Origin of the sequence: Paenibacillus vandeheii (assembly GCF_030433635.1) — a bacterium.
In the GTDB taxonomy this organism is placed as follows: domain Bacteria; phylum Bacillota; class Bacilli; order Paenibacillales; family Paenibacillaceae; genus Paenibacillus; species Paenibacillus vandeheii.
This window is the reverse complement of record NZ_JAROCD010000001.1, coordinates 561,643-578,338: the sequence shown is the minus strand read 5'-3', so window position 1 is coordinate 578,338 and position 16,696 is coordinate 561,643. Positions and strand designations below refer to the sequence as shown.

19 protein-coding genes are annotated in these 16,696 nt (G+C 48.8%); 1 reads left to right on the top strand and 18 read right to left on the bottom strand.

Translation table 11 applies throughout. From position 1 onward, the window contains the following. Positions 1 to 46: 46 nt before the first annotated feature. On the bottom strand, positions 47 to 175 hold the full coding sequence (locus P5G61_RS02720) for a hypothetical protein (protein ID WP_301244220.1): 129 nt from the start codon (positions 173 to 175) through the stop codon (positions 47 to 49). Positions 176 to 635: 460 nt separating this feature from the next. On the opposite strand from P5G61_RS02720, the gene rpmB reads away from it, so the two are divergent. Continuing rightward, positions 636 to 824: a 50S ribosomal protein L28 gene (gene rpmB, locus P5G61_RS02715; protein ID WP_024631107.1), complete on the top strand. Its 189-nt coding sequence runs from the start codon at positions 636 to 638 to the stop codon at positions 822 to 824. Here the strand turns inward: rpmB and P5G61_RS02710 are convergent, their stop codons facing one another. The 17 genes from P5G61_RS02710 to P5G61_RS02630 all read right to left on the bottom strand — a co-directional run bounded on the left by P5G61_RS02710 (position 825) and on the right by P5G61_RS02630 (position 16,680). Further along, complete coding sequence (locus P5G61_RS02710; RefSeq protein WP_024631108.1) at positions 825 to 1,019, bottom strand: hypothetical protein; 195 nt, start codon at positions 1,017 to 1,019, stop codon at positions 825 to 827. It lies immediately after the preceding gene. 1 nt (position 1,020) lies between these two features. Beyond that, complete coding sequence (gene spoVM, locus P5G61_RS02705) at positions 1,021 to 1,101, bottom strand: stage V sporulation protein SpoVM (protein ID WP_019424875.1); 81 nt, start codon at positions 1,099 to 1,101, stop codon at positions 1,021 to 1,023. Positions 1,102 to 1,268: 167 nt separating this feature from the next. Beyond that, positions 1,269 to 1,520 carry a hypothetical protein gene (locus tag P5G61_RS02700; protein ID WP_024631109.1) on the bottom strand — a complete coding sequence of 84 codons (252 nt, stop codon included), beginning with the start codon at positions 1,518 to 1,520 and terminating at the stop codon, positions 1,269 to 1,271. Positions 1,521 to 1,522: 2 nt separating this feature from the next. Beyond that, positions 1,523 to 2,182, bottom strand: coding sequence for a ribulose-phosphate 3-epimerase (gene rpe / locus P5G61_RS02695; protein ID WP_301244217.1), 660 nt, complete (start codon positions 2,180 to 2,182; stop codon positions 1,523 to 1,525). 1 nt (position 2,183) lies between these two features. Beyond that, positions 2,184 to 3,101 (bottom strand): ribosome small subunit-dependent GTPase A, encoded by a 918-nt coding sequence (gene rsgA, locus P5G61_RS02690; RefSeq protein WP_285078594.1) that lies wholly within the window; start codon positions 3,099 to 3,101, stop codon positions 2,184 to 2,186. Positions 3,102 to 3,163: 62 nt separating this feature from the next. Continuing rightward, positions 3,164 to 5,374, bottom strand: a complete 2,211-nt coding sequence (gene pknB, locus P5G61_RS02685) for a Stk1 family PASTA domain-containing Ser/Thr kinase (protein WP_301244214.1) — start codon at positions 5,372 to 5,374, stop codon at positions 3,164 to 3,166. After that, complete coding sequence (locus P5G61_RS02680) at positions 5,371 to 6,147, bottom strand: Stp1/IreP family PP2C-type Ser/Thr phosphatase (RefSeq protein WP_024631113.1); 777 nt, start codon at positions 6,145 to 6,147, stop codon at positions 5,371 to 5,373. The genes pknB and P5G61_RS02680 overlap by 4 nt, the downstream gene beginning before the upstream one ends. 7 nt (positions 6,148 to 6,154) lie before the next feature. Further along, entirely contained in the window at positions 6,155 to 7,195 is a 1,041-nt protein-coding gene (rlmN, locus tag P5G61_RS02675) for a dual-specificity RNA methyltransferase RlmN (protein WP_301244211.1), read from the bottom strand. Positions 7,196 to 7,449: 254 nt separating this feature from the next. Continuing rightward, positions 7,450 to 8,970 carry a 16S rRNA (cytosine(967)-C(5))-methyltransferase RsmB gene (gene rsmB, locus P5G61_RS02670; protein ID WP_301244208.1) on the bottom strand — a complete coding sequence of 507 codons (1,521 nt, stop codon included), beginning with the start codon at positions 8,968 to 8,970 and terminating at the stop codon, positions 7,450 to 7,452. Beyond that, positions 8,967 to 9,920, bottom strand: a complete 954-nt coding sequence (fmt, locus tag P5G61_RS02665; protein WP_301244206.1) for a methionyl-tRNA formyltransferase — start codon at positions 9,918 to 9,920, stop codon at positions 8,967 to 8,969. The genes rsmB and fmt overlap by 4 nt, the downstream gene beginning before the upstream one ends. A 12-nt stretch (positions 9,921 to 9,932) precedes the next feature. Further along, positions 9,933 to 10,421, bottom strand: a complete 489-nt coding sequence (gene def, locus P5G61_RS02660; protein WP_024631117.1) for a peptide deformylase — start codon at positions 10,419 to 10,421, stop codon at positions 9,933 to 9,935. Between the two features lie 183 nt (positions 10,422 to 10,604). Then, positions 10,605 to 13,154: a primosomal protein N' gene (gene priA, locus P5G61_RS02655; protein ID WP_301244202.1), complete on the bottom strand. Its 2,550-nt coding sequence runs from the start codon at positions 13,152 to 13,154 to the stop codon at positions 10,605 to 10,607. A 1-nt stretch (position 13,155) separates the two neighbouring features. Continuing rightward, positions 13,156 to 14,391 carry a bifunctional phosphopantothenoylcysteine decarboxylase/phosphopantothenate--cysteine ligase CoaBC gene (gene coaBC / locus P5G61_RS02650; protein ID WP_301244200.1) on the bottom strand — a complete coding sequence of 412 codons (1,236 nt, stop codon included), beginning with the start codon at positions 14,389 to 14,391 and terminating at the stop codon, positions 13,156 to 13,158. Between the two features lie 120 nt (positions 14,392 to 14,511). Further along, complete coding sequence (rpoZ, locus tag P5G61_RS02645) at positions 14,512 to 14,727, bottom strand: DNA-directed RNA polymerase subunit omega (RefSeq protein ID WP_024631120.1); 216 nt, start codon at positions 14,725 to 14,727, stop codon at positions 14,512 to 14,514. Between the two features lie 156 nt (positions 14,728 to 14,883). Continuing rightward, positions 14,884 to 15,456: a guanylate kinase gene (gene gmk, locus P5G61_RS02640; protein WP_024631121.1), complete on the bottom strand. Its 573-nt coding sequence runs from the start codon at positions 15,454 to 15,456 to the stop codon at positions 14,884 to 14,886. Between the two features lie 13 nt (positions 15,457 to 15,469). Then, on the bottom strand, positions 15,470 to 15,730 hold the full coding sequence (gene remA, locus P5G61_RS02635) for an extracellular matrix/biofilm regulator RemA (RefSeq protein WP_006209218.1): 261 nt from the start codon (positions 15,728 to 15,730) through the stop codon (positions 15,470 to 15,472). A 50-nt stretch (positions 15,731 to 15,780) separates the two neighbouring features. Then, positions 15,781 to 16,680 carry a YicC/YloC family endoribonuclease gene (locus P5G61_RS02630; RefSeq protein ID WP_301244138.1) on the bottom strand — a complete coding sequence of 300 codons (900 nt, stop codon included), beginning with the start codon at positions 16,678 to 16,680 and terminating at the stop codon, positions 15,781 to 15,783. Positions 16,681 to 16,696 lie beyond the last annotated feature (16 nt).

Below are 16,696 nucleotides of genomic sequence, written 5' to 3'. Positions count from 1 at the left end.
GAATTCCCCTTCCTAGCTTGATACACGAACATCTTGCACCAAGATGTTAACTGGTCTGTTCATGCGCAAACGCTATCGCGTTATTCTTCGTCCATACCTTGTCCGGCACAGGCATACAATACATAATGTCAGCCGGATTAACGGTCTGGGCGGCCAGGCAACCGATATCCTGCAATTGCTCTGTAACCCCTAATTCGGGGCATACGGATATGCACCGGTATCAAGAGCCGGCATGAATGCCGCATGGAGACTGGTGCCAATGATGGAATGCCGCAGCTTACAGCGTTGCCAAAAAAGCAGACCACCGACCTCTAAGGCCGATTTTCCTCCGGCTTCCCCGCGGCAACAGCCTGTTCACCACTGTATTATGGACTATTCAACATTGTACTATATTAGACAGGAGAAATAAATAAAGTTTTTGGATCAGTTGACGAAGCTTTTTTCAATATGATATTATATTCAAGTATTGTTTTATGCAGGTTTAGTAATGGAAATGATCCGGCTATGCCGCTTGAACACACCATTAGCTACTGGAACCTGGCCATTGCGGTCAGGAAGAACAATTTTAGTCCGTATGGAATGACATTCGTGTCTCCAGAGGGCAACTGGTTATTTTAGGATAGGAGGTGTAATCTATGTCTCGCAAATGTTATGTGACAGGTAAGAAACCGGGCACCGGTAACCACGTATCCCACGCTAACAACCGTAACCGTCGTTCTTGGGGCGTAAACGTTCAGAAGGTCCGTATTCTCGTGAACGGTAAACCAAAACGTGTATACGTAAGCACCCGTGCACTGAAAGCCGGTAAAGTGACTCGCGTATAATCACGCACAGCTACTATAAATCGGGTAAGCAAAAAGCACCTTGTTCCTTGCAGGTGCTTTTTTGGTATTCAGAAATAAAATCATGAATACACACATCAGCATGTGAATGGCCGCCGCATGGCGCTTCGCAGGTCCGAATTCCAGATGATCCTGAAGCCAAAGCGGCGGTATTCGCCAATGTAACCATTTAATCATGTCAGTTCTTTTGAAACGTATTAAGGATTGCCTTTACAAACCCTCCCAAAAACTTCGGCAGTTTGAATGTGTAAAATTTCATACTTCACCCTCCCCATCATGCTCATGCATCCGCCGTATCCTATGCTCCAGGCCTTCTTTACGTTAAACACGACAAAAAAGGCTACATGAGAAACCTGCTCATGTAACCATATTTATGCGGAACCCTTTGTCCCTATTCCACAATGACGAGCCCGGTTATCAGCTCATTTAGGTTTGGGTAGGGATATATTGATAGACAGCAATCATGAATACACTCAATAAGTAATACAGTATGCTGAATATCACAAAAGTAACCCGAAGTCCTGTACGGTCAAATTTGCGGAAGTACATAATCACAACACCAACCCCGATCAATGACGTAATCGCATTGTAAGGGGATTGAATAACCGCAAACATCGCAAGCACCAGTCCCGTAACGAGACTCGCAGCCATTGTCCACAGCGTCTCCTTGAGGTTCATGCTCAGCCTCCGTAGCTACTGCGAATTTCGGCAATCGCCGCAGCCCGATCTTCACGACCAAATACAGCACTTCCCGCGACGAGCACATCCGCTCCAGCTTCCACCACAAGTGGAGCCGTGTCTGCAGCAATACCGCCATCTACTTCAATGTGCACATCATGACGTCCTTTTTCGTTCAGCCAGCTGCGAATTTGCTTGATTTTGTTCATAGTGCCGGAGATGAAGGCTTGTCCACCAAAACCTGGATTCACCGTCATGACAAGGACCATATCCACATCGTCCAGCACTTCCTGAATAGCACTCGCCGGAGTTCCCGGATTAAGGGCAACCCCTGCCTTAACTCCCTGTTCCTTGATCAGATGAATAACCCGGTGCAGATGCACACAAGCCTCGGCATGAACCGTAATGACTGCAGCGCCAGCTTTCGCAAAATCCTCCACATAACGCTCCGGATTCTCAATCATCAAATGAACATCAAGCGGCAAGCTTGTATGTGGAGCGATCGCTTTTACAATCGCAGGTCCAAGCGTAATATTAGGGACGAAATGACCGTCCATGACATCAATATGAATCCAGTCTCCGCCAGCAGCTTGGGCTTCCGCCACTTCCGCGCCGAGACGGGCAAAATCCGCAGATAAAATAGATGGGGCAATTTTAATCATGTTAGTACCTCCGCTTCTTGTCTTTCATTTCTGTAAGGAATTGTTCGTAATGGTGATAACGGCTTTCGGAGATCATTCCCTCCGCTTTGGCTGCAAGCACTCGGCAACCTGGTTCATGCGTATGCGTACAACCTCGAAACTTACACTGGTCCGCATATTGAGCGAACTCCCGGAAACAAGTGGATAGCTCCTCCACACCAATCTCTAGAAAGTCCAGTTGGCTGAATCCCGGCGTATCGGCGACAAAGCCACCATTATCCAGGGGGATGAGCTCCACGTGTCTGGTGGTGTGTTTCCCTCGGCCTAGACGCATACTGATTGCACTGGTCTCCAGCGTCAGGCCTGGCATCAGGGCGTTTAGCATGGAAGATTTACCTACACCGGATTGCCCGGAGAATACGCTAATCTTGCCGGCAAGACGCTTCTTGAGCTGTTCATTGCCTTCACCGGTTCGTGAACTGGTCGAGATAACTTCATATCCGATCTGCTCATATAATGCCTTTACTTCAGCTACTGTATCACGTGCATCGTTTTCCGGATCAGCCAGGTCCTGCTTGGTGAGCACAATCAGTGCATCCAGTCCGGCTTGCTCGATATGTACCAGAAATTTGTCCAACAGATTGAGATTCATGTCCGGTTCCTTCACGGAAAATAACAGAACAGCCAGACTTACATTGGCTACCGGGGGACGAATCAACTCCGTCTCACGTTTTCGAATCTCATCTACTGTTCCTTCCCCGTTCTCTGTCAGCATATAACTGACTCGGTCACCCACAAGCGGTGAGGTACCTCGTTTTCTGAAGATGCCTCTGGCCCGGCATTGAACGGCGGAGCCTTCAACCGAAGGCACCCCGCTGTCTTCCAGTGGCATGACATAATAGTAACCGCTTAGCGCTTTAACGATGATACCTTCTGGCATAGCTCCGTCGCCCTCCTTTAATTTACAATACATCTACCCTGAACGTCAGCAATAAGCCGCCCTTATGGACGGCTTGATGCGTTAACGACTTCCTTTTTCTTATCTTTTCCCTTGACGTGACCATTACCGTTTTTCATCGCAGAAGTATCTGTCTCTTCGTTGTCCCCTTCACCCTCAACAGGTGTATCCGGTTCACCTTCCTGATGTGTATCCACGGTGCCTTCGTCATCGCCACCGCCACCTTGATCAGGCTCCTCCGTTGTTGGAGGGGGGTCTGCACCCTTCTCAGGCTCAATGGTAGGCACAACTACCGTTCCGTTTTTGGCATCACTATAGGACACCAGATACGTATCCAGGAATTGCCCATCCCGGTAGACAGAGACAACACCATCGACGTTTGGAGCCAAAATAAGCGGAATTGTCAGCGTTTGGGCAGACTTGATTGTCCGGGTTCCCCATTCCTGACTTTTGCCACGAGCATCCTCGAAAGTAATTCGAATTTTGCTGCTCTTTCCTACTTCTTTTGGCGAAACGTTAATGTTATAGGGGTAGTTCAATGCCTCTGGCGGGTATCCTGTACTAATGAAAATGGTAATTTTATCACCAGGATTTACGTCTGCACCGGCTTCCACAGGCCATTGCTGTGTCACTTTGCCTTCAGCTACGGTGTAGCTCGACTCTTCCTGAACCTGAGCAAGGACTAAGCCGGCGGATTTAAGTATACTCTCCGCCTCACTTCGAGTGTGATTTTTCAAGTCAGGCATTTTTACTGTTTCGGATCCTTTGCTTACAGTTAAAACAATCTGAACCTCCGCCGGATCGTATTCTTCATTTACCCCAGGCGTTTGGGACAGAACAGTACCTGATGACTTATCATTCGAGAACTCTTCCTTACGCTGAATCTGATCCTCTTTAATGCCCAGAGCTGTAAGTTTTTTGACCGCCTCATCATATGAAAGGTCTTTGAGGTCAGTCATCTTCGACAGTGCTTTTTCCGCCCCAACACTCAGCTGGACCTCAGAGCCTTCTTTGACGATATCGCCTTCATCCCTGCTCTGATCGAATACAATACCCGGCTCAATGCCTTCCTTGTACTCCCGGATGACATTATCACTGACAACAAGCCCGTTATCCTGCAGCATTTGACGAGCCTTTTCTTCGGTCTGACTCACAACATTGGGCACCTTCACATCAGGCACAACAAGCATGCCCTTCACGTACCATACAACTCCAACCATCGCGATAAGAATAAGCACCGTCAACGAGATCAGCAGCGCTGGCTTCTTCCAATTCTTTGTTTTGGGTTTACCCTTGTTATTATCATCGTCAGACTCCATCACGGGCACAGCACCTGTAGATGTAACCCCTCGCGGCTCCGGCTTGATCGCCGGCATAACACGGGTCTGATCGATATCATCCTCATCCGGAAAATCAATCTTCATTTCATTACGTCTTTCCGGCATCAGACAGGTTTCCAGATCTGTCTGCATTTCTTTCGCAGATTGGTAACGCTCCTGCGGATTTTTGCGCATGGATTTCAGAATAACGTTCTCCACGCTTTGCGGAATCAGCGGATTGAATTTGCGCGGTTCATCAAACTCTTCCTGTAAATGCTTCAAAGCAACGCTGATCGGACTTTCTCCCAGGAACGGAAGCTGCCCAGTTAGCATTTGATAGAGTACGATACCAAGAGAATATAAGTCCGATTTCTCGCCAGTCACAATGCCTTTGGCATGCTCAGGTGAGAAGTAATGAACGGAACCGACCACTGAGCCGGTCTGTGTAATCGTTGTGGACGTAACCGCACGGGCTATCCCGAAATCTGTTACTTTCACACGGCCATTACGGCCAATCAATATATTATGGGGTTTGATATCCCGATGAATGATCTGATTATGATGTGCATGATCGAGAGCATCTGCAATCTGGGAGGCGATTCGAACCGCTTCGTCCACCTGCAAAGGCGCCCGCTCTTTAATAATTTCATTCAGGTTTTTGCCTTCGACATACTCCATAACAATGTAATGAACTTCATCTTCCTGACCCACATCATAAATACTGACCACGTTAGGGTGAGACAGCGATGCTGCGGATTGTGCTTCCCTGCGGAAACGGCGTATAAATTCTTCGTCATGCACAAATTGCTGTCTTAACACTTTGATGGCAACATTCCGGTTGAGCAACAGATCCTGGGCCTTATACACAAGAGCCATGCCTCCGCCGCCGACACGCTCGATCACTTCATAGCGTCCGCCTAGCTGGTGCCCAATCATGACTCACACCCCGTTTCCGATATCACGGAACCTTCCTTTTGCAGTTCAAACAAAGCTATCGTGATATTGTCATCTCCACCCGCAAGCAAAGCCAGCTGAAGTAAACGATCAGCCCGATCTTCCAACGCCAGTTCCAGATTACCTGCGACCTGAATGATCTGCTCATTACTGACCAGATTACTAAGCCCGTCGCTGCACAAGAGAAGAACTTCGCCTTCTTCCAACTTGACGGTATCCAGATCCACCTTCACTTCAGCATCTGTCCCAAGTGCACGTGTGAGCACGTTGCGACGCGGATGATGAGAGACATCTTCTTTGCTGATCTGACCATTTTTGAACAATTCATTCACCAGTGTATGGTCCTCGGTCAACTGGATCACATGTTTATTTGCAATTTTGTATGCCCTGCTGTCACCGATGTGACCAATAACGCCTTCCGTATCATTCAGCAATGCCGCAACTACGGTGGTCCCCATGTTATGGTAATTATCATCCGTAGAAGCCGTGCGGAAGATCACTTCGTTGGCATGCAAAATAGCATCGCTCAATGCGGCTGACAAAGACGCATGTGAAAGACCTGGCTCAAGTGTCCCCAGATCCTGCACCAACGTCTCGACCGCCAGGCGGCTCGCCGTATCTCCTGCAAGATGACCGCCCATACCATCGGCAACAATACCCAGAATATAACCTGTATCGAGATTTCGAATCCAGGCTGAATCTTCATTCACCGAACGCACCCGTCCGATATGGCTCACATGAACTGTTTTGATCAAAACGTTCTCACCTCAACTCCATATGCTTTGCACGAAGCTGACCGCAAGCGGCAGCAATATCATGTCCCTGTTCACGACGAATGGTTACATTAACACCCTGCTCCGAGAGAATCTTCTGAAAATTGAAAATGTCGCTTCTGGATGTTCTTACGTACTTGCGCTCAGGTACATGGTTGACCGGAATCAGGTTTACGTGGCACAGCATGTTCTTAAGCACGCCTGCCAATTCTGCCGCATGTTCCGGCTGATCATTCACACCGCCGATAAGTGCGTACTCAAACGTAATTCTGCGACCCGTTTTGGCCAAATAATAACGCAAAGACTCCATTACATCTTCGAAAGGAAAACGGCGGTTTACCGGCATCAACTTGGAACGCAAAGCATCATTTGGCGCATGGATGGAAATCGCCAGGTTAATCTGCGTATCTTCATCTGCAAATTTATAGATGTTCGGTACGATTCCACTTGTAGACACGGTGATATGGCGCTGACCGATATTCAGCCCTTTTTCGTGAATCATGATCCGCAGGAACGTCATCGTGGCTTCATAGTTTTCAAAAGGCTCCCCTGAACCCATGATCACGATACTGCTGACCCGCTCACCGCGTTCATCCAGAATTTTTTGGGCTTGCACAACCTGAGCGACAATTTCGCCAGCTGTAAGGTTACGCTTGAGTCCGCCCAGCGTGGAGGCACAGAACGTGCAGCCAATCCGGCATCCAACCTGTGTCGTTACACAGATGCTGTTACCATAGTTGTGCTTCATGATAACTGTTTCGATCGCATGATCATCATGCAAACCAAACAGGAATTTCACTGTTCCATCCTTGGATTCAAATTTCGTAATTTCAGTAAGTGTAACAAATTCAAATTGTTCAGTCAGCTTTTCACGGAGCGCTTTGGACAGGTTCGTCATTTCACTGAAATCATTCACACGTTTCACATAAATCCAGTCGAAGATCTGACCACCGCGAAAAGCCGGTTCCCCATTCTCAACAGCCCACTGCTGCAGCTCCTCCAGGGAATAATCATATATAAAAGGTTTCATTTTGTTGTCAACACCTATTCCTTCTTTTCTTTTCGTTTGGCTTCCTTATTTTCGTTCCATTCGTCCTATTCTATCACAAAGACCACTTTACATCCATGTATACCCTTGATGCCTTTACTTCATGCATTATAACACCTCAATGCCTGCATCGCACCCTATCATCACTTTTAACTGATCATTAACCTTCAGTCTTATCACAAAGAAATCCGCCGAAGTTCCCCTCGGCGGCTGTCCTTCAGTGCTCTATTAAACTGTTAATCCGCTATCCTTGTCAACCTGGCAATGAAAAAACCGTCACTGTGAGCGTACTGTGGCAGAATCTGCACACCACCGTTCACAACCTTCCACTCGCCTGTTTCCAGACCAGACCAGGCTGACTCTTCAGCCGCCTTGTATTCCGGATGCCGGTCCAAAAAGTCAGCAACCCTATGCTCGTTCTCCGCTGGCTCAATTGTACACGTGCTATATACCAGAATACCACCTGGCTTTAGTAGTGGTGCAACCCGATCCAGCAGTTCACGCTGCAGATTGGAGATATCCTGAATGTCTTCAGCAGTTTTGGTCCATTTGACATCCGGCTTGCGGCGAATAACACCCAGACCGGAACACGGCGCATCCAGCAGGATGCGGTCAAACGATGCCTCTGGATAACGCTCATCCAGATCAAGGGCATCACCTGTCACCGCATCAATACAGCTGAGTCCGAGACGATCTGCATGATCCATGATCAACTGACGTTTATGAGCATGTACATCATTGGCAACAATCCGTCCACGGTCCTGCATTTTCTCTGCCATATGGGCTGTCTTGCCACCAGGAGCTGCACAGCAGTCCAGTACCGTCTCACCTTCCTCAGGTCCAACAGCCTCAGCTACAAGCATCGAACTCTCATCCTGTACGGATAACAGGCCATCCCGATACCAGGACGTAAGTGCCATATTACCACCACTGCGAACGAGAATGCCGTCGGGACTAAGCCGGGAGGGTTCCACGACTGCCCCCGTGCTCTCCATCTCTTGCATCATTTTCTCGCGTGTGGTCATTGTCGTGTTCACACGAACACTAACCGCAGGCGGCTCATTATTTGCACGACAGATCGCTTCCGCTTTATCTTCGCCATATTGGCTGATCCAGCGTTCGACCATCCACAGCGGGTGAGAATGCTCCAGTGAGATACGTTCAGCAGCAGGCAGATGTTCGGGAATGCGCAGTTCATCCCGATTGCGGATCATATTCCGCAGAACGCCATTCACCATGCCTGAGATGCCCTGATGACCCAATTTCTTAGCCAGATTGACAGCTTCACTCACCACGGCGTGTTCCGGAATACGGTCCAGATACAGCATCTGATACACGCTAATGCGCAGCAGGCTGCGAACCCACGGTTGCAGCTTGGATACACCTTTGGCTACATAGCGTTCCAGAAAATAATCAAGGGTATTCCGTCTTGCGATCGTACCATAGACCAGTTCGGTTGCTAATCCAGCATCTGCCGGACTAAGCTCAGCTTCCTTCAAACGCCGGTTCAGCTCAAGGTTGCTGTAGGCTCCTTCTTGCTCAACAGCGCTGAGCACCTTCACTGCGAGTGCACGAGCAGATGTTTTGGGCCGTGGAGTGCGTGAAGCGCTATTAGCGGCAGACTGGGATGCAGACCTATTCCCTGCACCACCAGATTTCCCGGAGTTCGGACGACGCTCGTTTCCTCCACGCCCGGACGCATTACCTGCGACTTTATGACCAGTTCCTAACGGGCGGCCCGGTGTATTTCCGCTCATTGCAGCACCGTTCCCGGTTTCAGGGTTCCGCCACGTGCAAAGTCTGCAGCTTGCATTACCTTTTTACCCGCAGGCTGAACCTCAGTAAGCCAGAGAGAACCGTCACCTGTGCGAACTTCAATGCCGTTCTTGCCCAATTGTAATACCGTTCCCGGCTCAGCTTGTCCAGCATCCGAAGACGTGAGTAGACCCGCCTGCCCCGGATTTGCTGCTGCCCAGACCTTGAAGACCTGCTCATCCCACATCGTAAATGCACCCGAGAACGGCACAAGACCGCGAATTTGATTGAACAATTCACGCGACGTTCGATTCCAGTCCATCTTCTCGTCATCCCGAGTCAGATTGCGAGCATACGAAGCCTCGGCTTCATCCTGAGGAACAGCCGTTGTTTCGCCTGCAACCAGTCGCGGCATTTCTTCCTGAAGCAATTTGGAGCCTGCTTCACTAAGCTTCACAAACATGGAGCCTGATGTATCTTCATCCGTAATCGCCACTTCCACACGTGAGATCATATCCCCCGTATCCAGGCCTTCAGCCATGAACATCAGCGTAACTCCCGTCATCGACTCTCCATTAATAATGGAACGTTGAATCGGGGCACCACCGCGATATTTGGGCAAAAGAGAACCATGCACGTTCACACAACCACGAACGGGCATATCCAGCACAGCTTTGGGCAGAATCTGCCCAAAAGCCGCAGTCACAATCAGATCCGGGTTCCATTCAGCCAATCGGGCTACAGCTTCTGGAGCACGCAGTTTCACGGGTTGAAATACAGGCAGGCCGTGGCGTTCTGCCGCAGCCTTGACTGGTGTTGGTGTAAGCACCTTTTTGCGGCCCTGTGGTTTATCCGGCTGTGTAACTACACCAACCACGTTATATCCCTCGGCGATAAGCATGTCGAGAGACGGAACTGCGAATTCAGGCGTTCCCATAAAAACAATATTCAAATCAATCACTCCTTAGTTACGACGCGGCCCGGTTTGATCGGCTGCAATTTCGTACACTTTTTCAGCAATATCCGTAAAGAGTACGCCATCCAAATGGTCAATCTCATGCTGGAACGCACGAGACAACAAGCCACTACCCGTAATAATCAGTTCTTTGCCTTCACGGTCCAGTCCCTTTACGGTAACCGTCTCAAAACGACGCACATCACCGTTAATGCCAGGGATACTCAAGCAGCCTTCGGGTCCAAATTGCTCTCCCTCGCTCGAAATGATTTCCGGATTGATCATCTTGATCAGGCCCTGCTCATCTCCGCAATCAATCACAATGAGGCGCTTCAAAATACCAACCTGTGGTGCAGCAAGACCTACGCCTTCTGCGTCATACATTGTATCTGCCATATCATCCAGCAGCTTCTGAACATTCGGTGTAACTTTGGTTACTTCTTTAGCTCTTTTGTGTAGTACCTCATCCGGTTCTTTCACGATAATACGAATCGACATGTTGTAAGCACCTTCCTAATCCTCATCATAATTTCAGGACATCAGGCTCATTCAAAAATAAGTACTGATTTTCTGCTATGTAGCAGGTATCAAAAACTGATTTTAAAGATCGAGCCATCATTCATGTTGTTTTTAATCTATGTTTATACCGCTTGTTTGCATCCGCATTTTACTACAAAATGCTTACATTAACATTTGCGGGTCTACATCCAGACTAATTTGAAGCTTCTGCGCCTGAACATCGTCGTCCATACGCCGGGCCGTTGCGAGCGCCAATCCAATGGCGTCGACATCCCCCCGCCATTTTATCATACATTGGAATCGGTATCTATTCTTGATCCGAGGAATGGGCGATGCTACCGGGCCCAGCACGTCAAAGGCTTCATTGCTGAAACGATCCAGACTTCCCAGCCAGCCAGCCGCATTCGCCTTTTCTTTTAATATTCTTGTGTAGTTCTCTGCCAGCCGGATCAGCACCGGAAGCTGTTCATGCGAGAATGTCACCAGAATCAGACGACAGTAAGGCGGGTACTGCAAATTGCGCCGATGCAATAATTCCTCACGGACAAACGAAACATAGTCATGCTGGCTCGCATGCCCAATCGAATAGTGCTCTGGTGTGTAGGATTGAACAAATACTTCACCCGGCAGTTGATGCCGTCCTGCACGGCCCGCCACCTGAGTGAGCAGCTGAAATGTTTTTTCGGCAGCCCGGAAATCAGGCAAATTGAGTGCCGAGTCTGCTGTTATAACACCAACCAGGGTTACATCCGGAAAATCAAGTCCTTTGGCAACCATCTGGGTACCCAGCAATACATCTGCCTTTTTCTCGCGAAACTGCTTCAATAGCTTCTCATGTGACCCTTTTTCGCTCGTTGTATCCACGTCCATCCGAATAACGCGAATACCCGGGAACAGCTTGGCCAATTCTTCCTCTACCCGCTGTGTACCCGTACCGAAATATCGAATATGCTCACTGCCGCAATCCGGACACACCTCTGGTGCTGCTTCCGCATATCCACAATAGTGACAACGAAGATTGTTGGAGCGCTGATGATAGGTTAGTGAAATATCACATTCGGGACAGCCTGCAACGTATCCACAACTGCGACACATCACAAATGTCGAATATCCGCGTCGATTCAGCAGAAGCACCGTCTGTTCCCCACGCTCCAACCGCTCCTCCAGCCCTTTGTGCAAGGCGCGGCTGAACATCGAGCGATTTCCATCCTTCAGCTCTTCGCGCATATCCACAATCCGCACCTCTGGCAACTTGTTGCCCAGTGCACGGGTAGGCATCTCCAGCAAAAGTGGTGCAAATTCATCATTACTCTGTGAACGTGCAGCATAGTAACTTTCCAGCGAGGGTGTCGCCGAACCAAGAACAACGACCGCCTGATGCTGCTGTGCTCTTTTTACCGCTACATCACGGGCATGATATTTCGGGGTTTCTTCCTGTTTATATGAAGTCTCATGCTCTTCATCCATAATGATCAGGCCAAGACGACTGAACGGAGCAAAAACGGCCGACCGGGCACCAATGGCAACCGTCACCTGGCCTTCCCGAATTTTACGCCACTCATCATAACGCTCTCCACCAGACAGACGACTGTGCATCACAGCGACCTGATCGCCAAAGCGCCCTTTGAAACGTTCCACCATCTGCGGTGTCAGTGCAATTTCAGGTACAAGCACAATCGCCTGTCGATCCTGTTCAATACAGCGCTGAATGGTCTGGAGGTAGACTTCCGTCTTGCCGCTGCCTGTTACACCATGAAGCAAAAAGACGCCATGGCGTCTCTCCTGTAATCGACCATTGATATTGTTATATACATGCTGCTGCTCGTCGGTCAAATTCAGTGGCTCTGTCGCACGGAACTTACGGCCCTGATAGGGATCACGAAAGACTTCGACGTCCTCCGTTACAACTAGCCCCTTCTCCTCCAGCCCTTTGACTGTAGCCGCTGATACCTGAAGTGTAGCCAGCAACTCTTTCATCGCCATGGGTAGCAGTTCTTTCATCTCTAGCAAAAAAGCCAAAATTTCCTTCTGCCGTTGTGCTTTTGCAGGAAACGAAGTCAACGCCTCTTCCGCAGCTGCCACATCCACAGCCAGATCAATAGACTTCATCGTTTTTTTATTCAGCTTGTCCTTGATCGCCTGGCTTTCCAGCAGGACACCGTTGAGCAGCAACTTCTTGATCAGCGCAGCATGATTGGGGTACTTGCGACTCAGTTGTTGTAAGGGAACCTGCCCACGACTCTTCACAAAACGAATAATATCTTGCTGTACTTTCTCTGATGTCGATTCCTCTCCCCACACAAAAAGGACTTCTTCACCTGACTCCAAACCAGCCTTTTGTCCATCAAGACCATCTCCAAGCGAAATATACCGTTCCGCTTTGCCTTTCAGCGCGGTCGGCACCATCACCTGCAAAGACAAAATGCGGTTGCTGGCATAACGCTCACTCATCCATTCGGCCAATTCCACCAAATCTTCAGACAACGGGGGAACGATATCCAACAGCTCCTGAATCGGTTTGAGTTTGAAAGACTCCGTACCCGTACGAGGCACCAAATCAATGACAAATCCCTGCACCGTCCGATGACCAAAAGGTACACCTACCCTGCTGCCAATCTCAATCCATTCACGCATGGATTCCGGCACCAGATAATCAAAGGGCCGGTCCGTCTGCTTCACAGGAACATCGACAATAACCTTGGCGATCTCCATATTAATTCCTCCCGGCAATGCGCTCCGCCGCAATTGAAAGCAACCGGCGAGCGACCTCTTCCTTCGCCACCACCTGAAGCTCTTCCACCAATCCTTCACGGTCATAAATGTGCACCGCGTTGGTATCTGTTCCAAATCCGACACCCGCCCGGGTGACATCATTGGCTACGATCAGATCACAGTTTTTCCGTTCCAGTTTCTCACGTGCATACAATTCCATCGAATTCGTCTCGGCAGCAAAACCAATCAAAAACTGATAGCTCTTCTGCTTGCCCAATGTTTCAAGAATATCTATATTTTTAACAAGTTCAAGCGATAACGTATCGCCTTTCTTCTTGATTTTCTCTGTGTACACTTCCTTGGGGCGATAATCCGCAACAGCTGCGGCCTTAACAACGATATCTGCATCATCCCATTGACCTGCTACCGCATCATACATATCCTGCGCTGACTTTACCGGAATCACATGTACATTGGCCGGTGGCTGAACTTGAGTATTTCCCATAACCAAGGTCACATCCGCTCCCAGATCACGCGCCGCCGCTGCAATGGCAAAACCCATTTTTCCAGAAGAATCATTGGTAATATATCTCACTGGATCAATGCGTTCAATGGTGCCTCCTGCAGTAACCACAACCTTCTTGCCACTCAACAAAGAAAGCTGTTCTTTGCGTTCCCGTTTTGCAGACTCCTGCTGTTCAAAAAAACGTTCGACTACCTCAACAATCGTTTCCGGCTCTTCCAAACGCCCTTTACCCACATACCCACACGCCAGTTGTCCTTCACCCGGTTCAATCATCATGGTTCCGCGCCCGGTTAACAGGCACATATTCTGCTGTACAGCCGGATGATCATACATATGTACATTCATCGCTGGCGCAATCATCACCGGTGCAGTGGTGGCAAGCAGGGTTGTTGAGAGCATATCGTCTGCCATGCCATGTGCCATTTTGGCAATCACATTGGCTGTTGCCGGAGCAACCAAAACAAGATCGGCCATATCGGCCAGATGGATATGCGAGACCACTGAGGGCTCCCGCTCATCAAATGTATCACTATATACTGCATTTCGGGTCAAGGTTTGCAGCGTTAATTCGGTAATAAACTGTTTGGCGGAATTCGTCATAATGACATGAACGTCCGCTCCTTTTTGCACCAGCCTGCTGCATAATGTAGCCGCCTTGTATGCGGCTATGCCGCCAGTCACACCAAGCACGATTTTTTTACCGTTCAACATGGTTATCCCCCCGATATATACGACGTTAAAAAGGATGAATAAAGAAAAAAATAACAACCTCGCGGTTGTCAAATAAATCCGGCTTGCGCCGTATGCAGTTGAAGAGCAGCCGCAGGCGGCTTACTCTTCTTCCTCTTCGTCCTGTCCTTTGATGACAACGAGCAGATCACCATAAATTTCTTCAAGTGCAACGCCAACCTGTTTATGGGATCTGGCATTTCTCAAATCCGTTTTCTCACCTTCACGAAGCTGTCTGGCCCGGCGGGAAGCGGCAACAACAAGAGAATACTTGCTGTCGACTTTGTTCATCATTTCATCAATAGAAGGATACAGCATATTTACAAAACACCTCTTTGCATTAGTATAATTCAAATACCCGCCTGACGGAATCATGGTGCCCCGCTGATCACGCTAACCAGACTGGAGCTGCTCTACCTATATATCCTATGACAGCAGCTCCACTGATTATCGCATGTTGCGGCGGCAAATGAATTATTTATTGATCTTACAATGTTCGGCGATAATGATGCTTTCTATTCGTTTACACGCCAAATCAATTTCATCGTTAACGACAGCGTAATCGTATTGCTCCAGCAGACTGATCTCATCTACCGCGACGGACATCCGGTGATCAATCGTCGCCTGACTTTCCGTACCACGGCCCTGAATGCGATCTTTAAGCTCGTCCAATGAAGGAGGCAACAGAAATACAAAGATCCCTTCCGGGAACTTTTCTTTCACTTTTAACGCGCCTTGAACTTCAATCTCAAGAATGATGTCCCGGCCTTCGTTAATCGTTTTCTCCACAAAATCACGCGGTGTTCCATAATAGTTCCCTACATACTCTGCGTGTTCCAGCAGTTGATCTTCAGCAATCATGTTCAGGAATTCCTCATGGCTTCTGAAGAAATAATTGACGCCATGTTCCTCACCCAGACGAGGCTGACGAGTCGTTGCCGATACAGAATAAATCAATTCCGGCACCCGTTTGCGCAAAGCGCTGCATACTGTACCCTTCCCGACCCCAGATGGGCCGGACAACACTACCAGTAATCCCTTAGACATATTACACTCCATTTTATTCGTCGTTGTCATCATCTTTCGAAGAAAGACGATGGGCGACCGTTTCTGGCTGAACCGCAGACAGAATGACATGATCGCTATCCGTGATAATCACGGCACGAGTACGTCTTCCGTACGTTGCGTCTATCAGCATATGACGGTCTCTTGCCTCTTGTATAATCCTCTTGATCGGCGCCGATTCCGGACTCACGATGGATATAATCCGGTTCGCCGATACGATGTTACCGAATCCAATGTTAATGAGTTTGATTGCCATAATCAGGTTCTTCCCCCTATACATGCGACTCTTTGCCGAAATATGACCGTTCATTCGATATTCGCCGCTTGCTCACGAATTTTCTCCAGTTCCGCCTTCATCTCGACAACACGGTTCACCAGAGCCAAATGGTTGGCTTTTGATCCAATCGTATTAACTTCCCTATTCATTTCCTGAATAAGAAAGTCCAACTTGCGGCCTACTGGCTCATCACTTTTCAGCAGTTCCCTGCTCTGTCCAAAGTGACTCAGTAGACGCGTAAGCTCTTCCTCTATGTTAGAACGATCGGCAAACATAGCAATTTCCATACCCAATTTATGCTCGTCAAAAGGGAAAGAGCCTTCTTCCTGCATTTCCGTAAGTCGTTGTCTTAACTTGTTGCGATGATCACTCACCACAGTCGGCGCAAGATCAAGCATCTCGGTATGCAGTGATTCCAGACGACTGATTCGTCGTTCCAGATCACTGGCCAGATGAAGACCCTCGCGGGCGCGCATCTGTTCCAGACCGGACAAAGCCTCTTCCAACCCCTGCTGCAGGACACGCTCCCATTCGTCCTTCTGCTCTTCCGGAAGCGAACTCGTCCCATCCGAATGAACCATGACCTCTGGAAGTGCCAGCATATCCATAATGCTCGGTTTGCCCTGCATACCATAGCGGCTCTCCAATTGCTCTGCGGCCTGAAGATAGGCCCTGACCGCCTGCTCATTCAGAACAGCGGGAAGAGCCTGGTCTTCATCTTTTTCTTTCATTACATAAACATCAATCCGCCCACGTTTCAATCGGCTCTGTACCTTTTTCCTCAATCCATCTTCATAACACGTCCACTCTCTCGGGAGGCGCATCATCACTTCGCAATAACGATGATTGACAGACTTGATTTCCAATTGTACCTTATAGCCTCCAAAATGAAAGGCGGATTGACCGTATCCGGTCATACTGAATGACATCGGCATCACATCCGTT

Excerpts from the sequence above, each read along its gene's own strand:
- rsmB (WP_301244208.1), bottom strand. The coding sequence starts at position 8,970 with ATGAGCGGAAATACACCGGGCCGCCCGTTAGGAACTGGTCATAAAGTC.
- rlmN (WP_301244211.1), bottom strand. The coding sequence starts at position 7,195 with ATGAAACCTTTTATATATGATTATTCCCTGGAGGAGCTGCAGCAGTGG.
- gmk (WP_024631121.1), bottom strand. The coding sequence starts at position 15,456 with ATGTCTAAGGGATTACTGGTAGTGTTGTCCGGCCCATCTGGGGTCGGG.
- P5G61_RS02700 (WP_024631109.1), bottom strand. The coding sequence starts at position 1,520 with ATGAACCTCAAGGAGACGCTGTGGACAATGGCTGCGAGTCTCGTTACG.
- rsgA (WP_285078594.1), bottom strand. The coding sequence starts at position 3,101 with ATGCCAGAAGGTATCATCGTTAAAGCGCTAAGCGGTTACTATTATGTC.
- priA (WP_301244202.1), bottom strand. The coding sequence starts at position 13,154 with ATGGAGATCGCCAAGGTTATTGTCGATGTTCCTGTGAAGCAGACGGAC.
- rpmB (WP_024631107.1), top strand. The coding sequence starts at position 636 with ATGTCTCGCAAATGTTATGTGACAGGTAAGAAACCGGGCACCGGTAAC.
- def (WP_024631117.1), bottom strand. The coding sequence starts at position 10,421 with ATGTCGATTCGTATTATCGTGAAAGAACCGGATGAGGTACTACACAAA.
- P5G61_RS02710 (WP_024631108.1), bottom strand. The coding sequence starts at position 1,019 with ATGATTAAATGGTTACATTGGCGAATACCGCCGCTTTGGCTTCAGGAT.
- rpoZ (WP_024631120.1), bottom strand. The coding sequence starts at position 14,727 with ATGCTGTATCCTTCTATTGATGAAATGATGAACAAAGTCGACAGCAAG.
- rpe (WP_301244217.1), bottom strand. The coding sequence starts at position 2,182 with ATGATTAAAATTGCCCCATCTATTTTATCTGCGGATTTTGCCCGTCTC.
- pknB (WP_301244214.1), bottom strand. The coding sequence starts at position 5,374 with ATGATTGGGCACCAGCTAGGCGGACGCTATGAAGTGATCGAGCGTGTC.
- coaBC (WP_301244200.1), bottom strand. The coding sequence starts at position 14,391 with ATGTTGAACGGTAAAAAAATCGTGCTTGGTGTGACTGGCGGCATAGCC.
- remA (WP_006209218.1), bottom strand. The coding sequence starts at position 15,730 with ATGGCAATCAAACTCATTAACATTGGATTCGGTAACATCGTATCGGCG.
- P5G61_RS02630 (WP_301244138.1), bottom strand. The coding sequence starts at position 16,680 with ATGTCATTCAGTATGACCGGATACGGTCAATCCGCCTTTCATTTTGGA.
- spoVM (WP_019424875.1), bottom strand. The coding sequence starts at position 1,101 with ATGAAATTTTACACATTCAAACTGCCGAAGTTTTTGGGAGGGTTTGTA.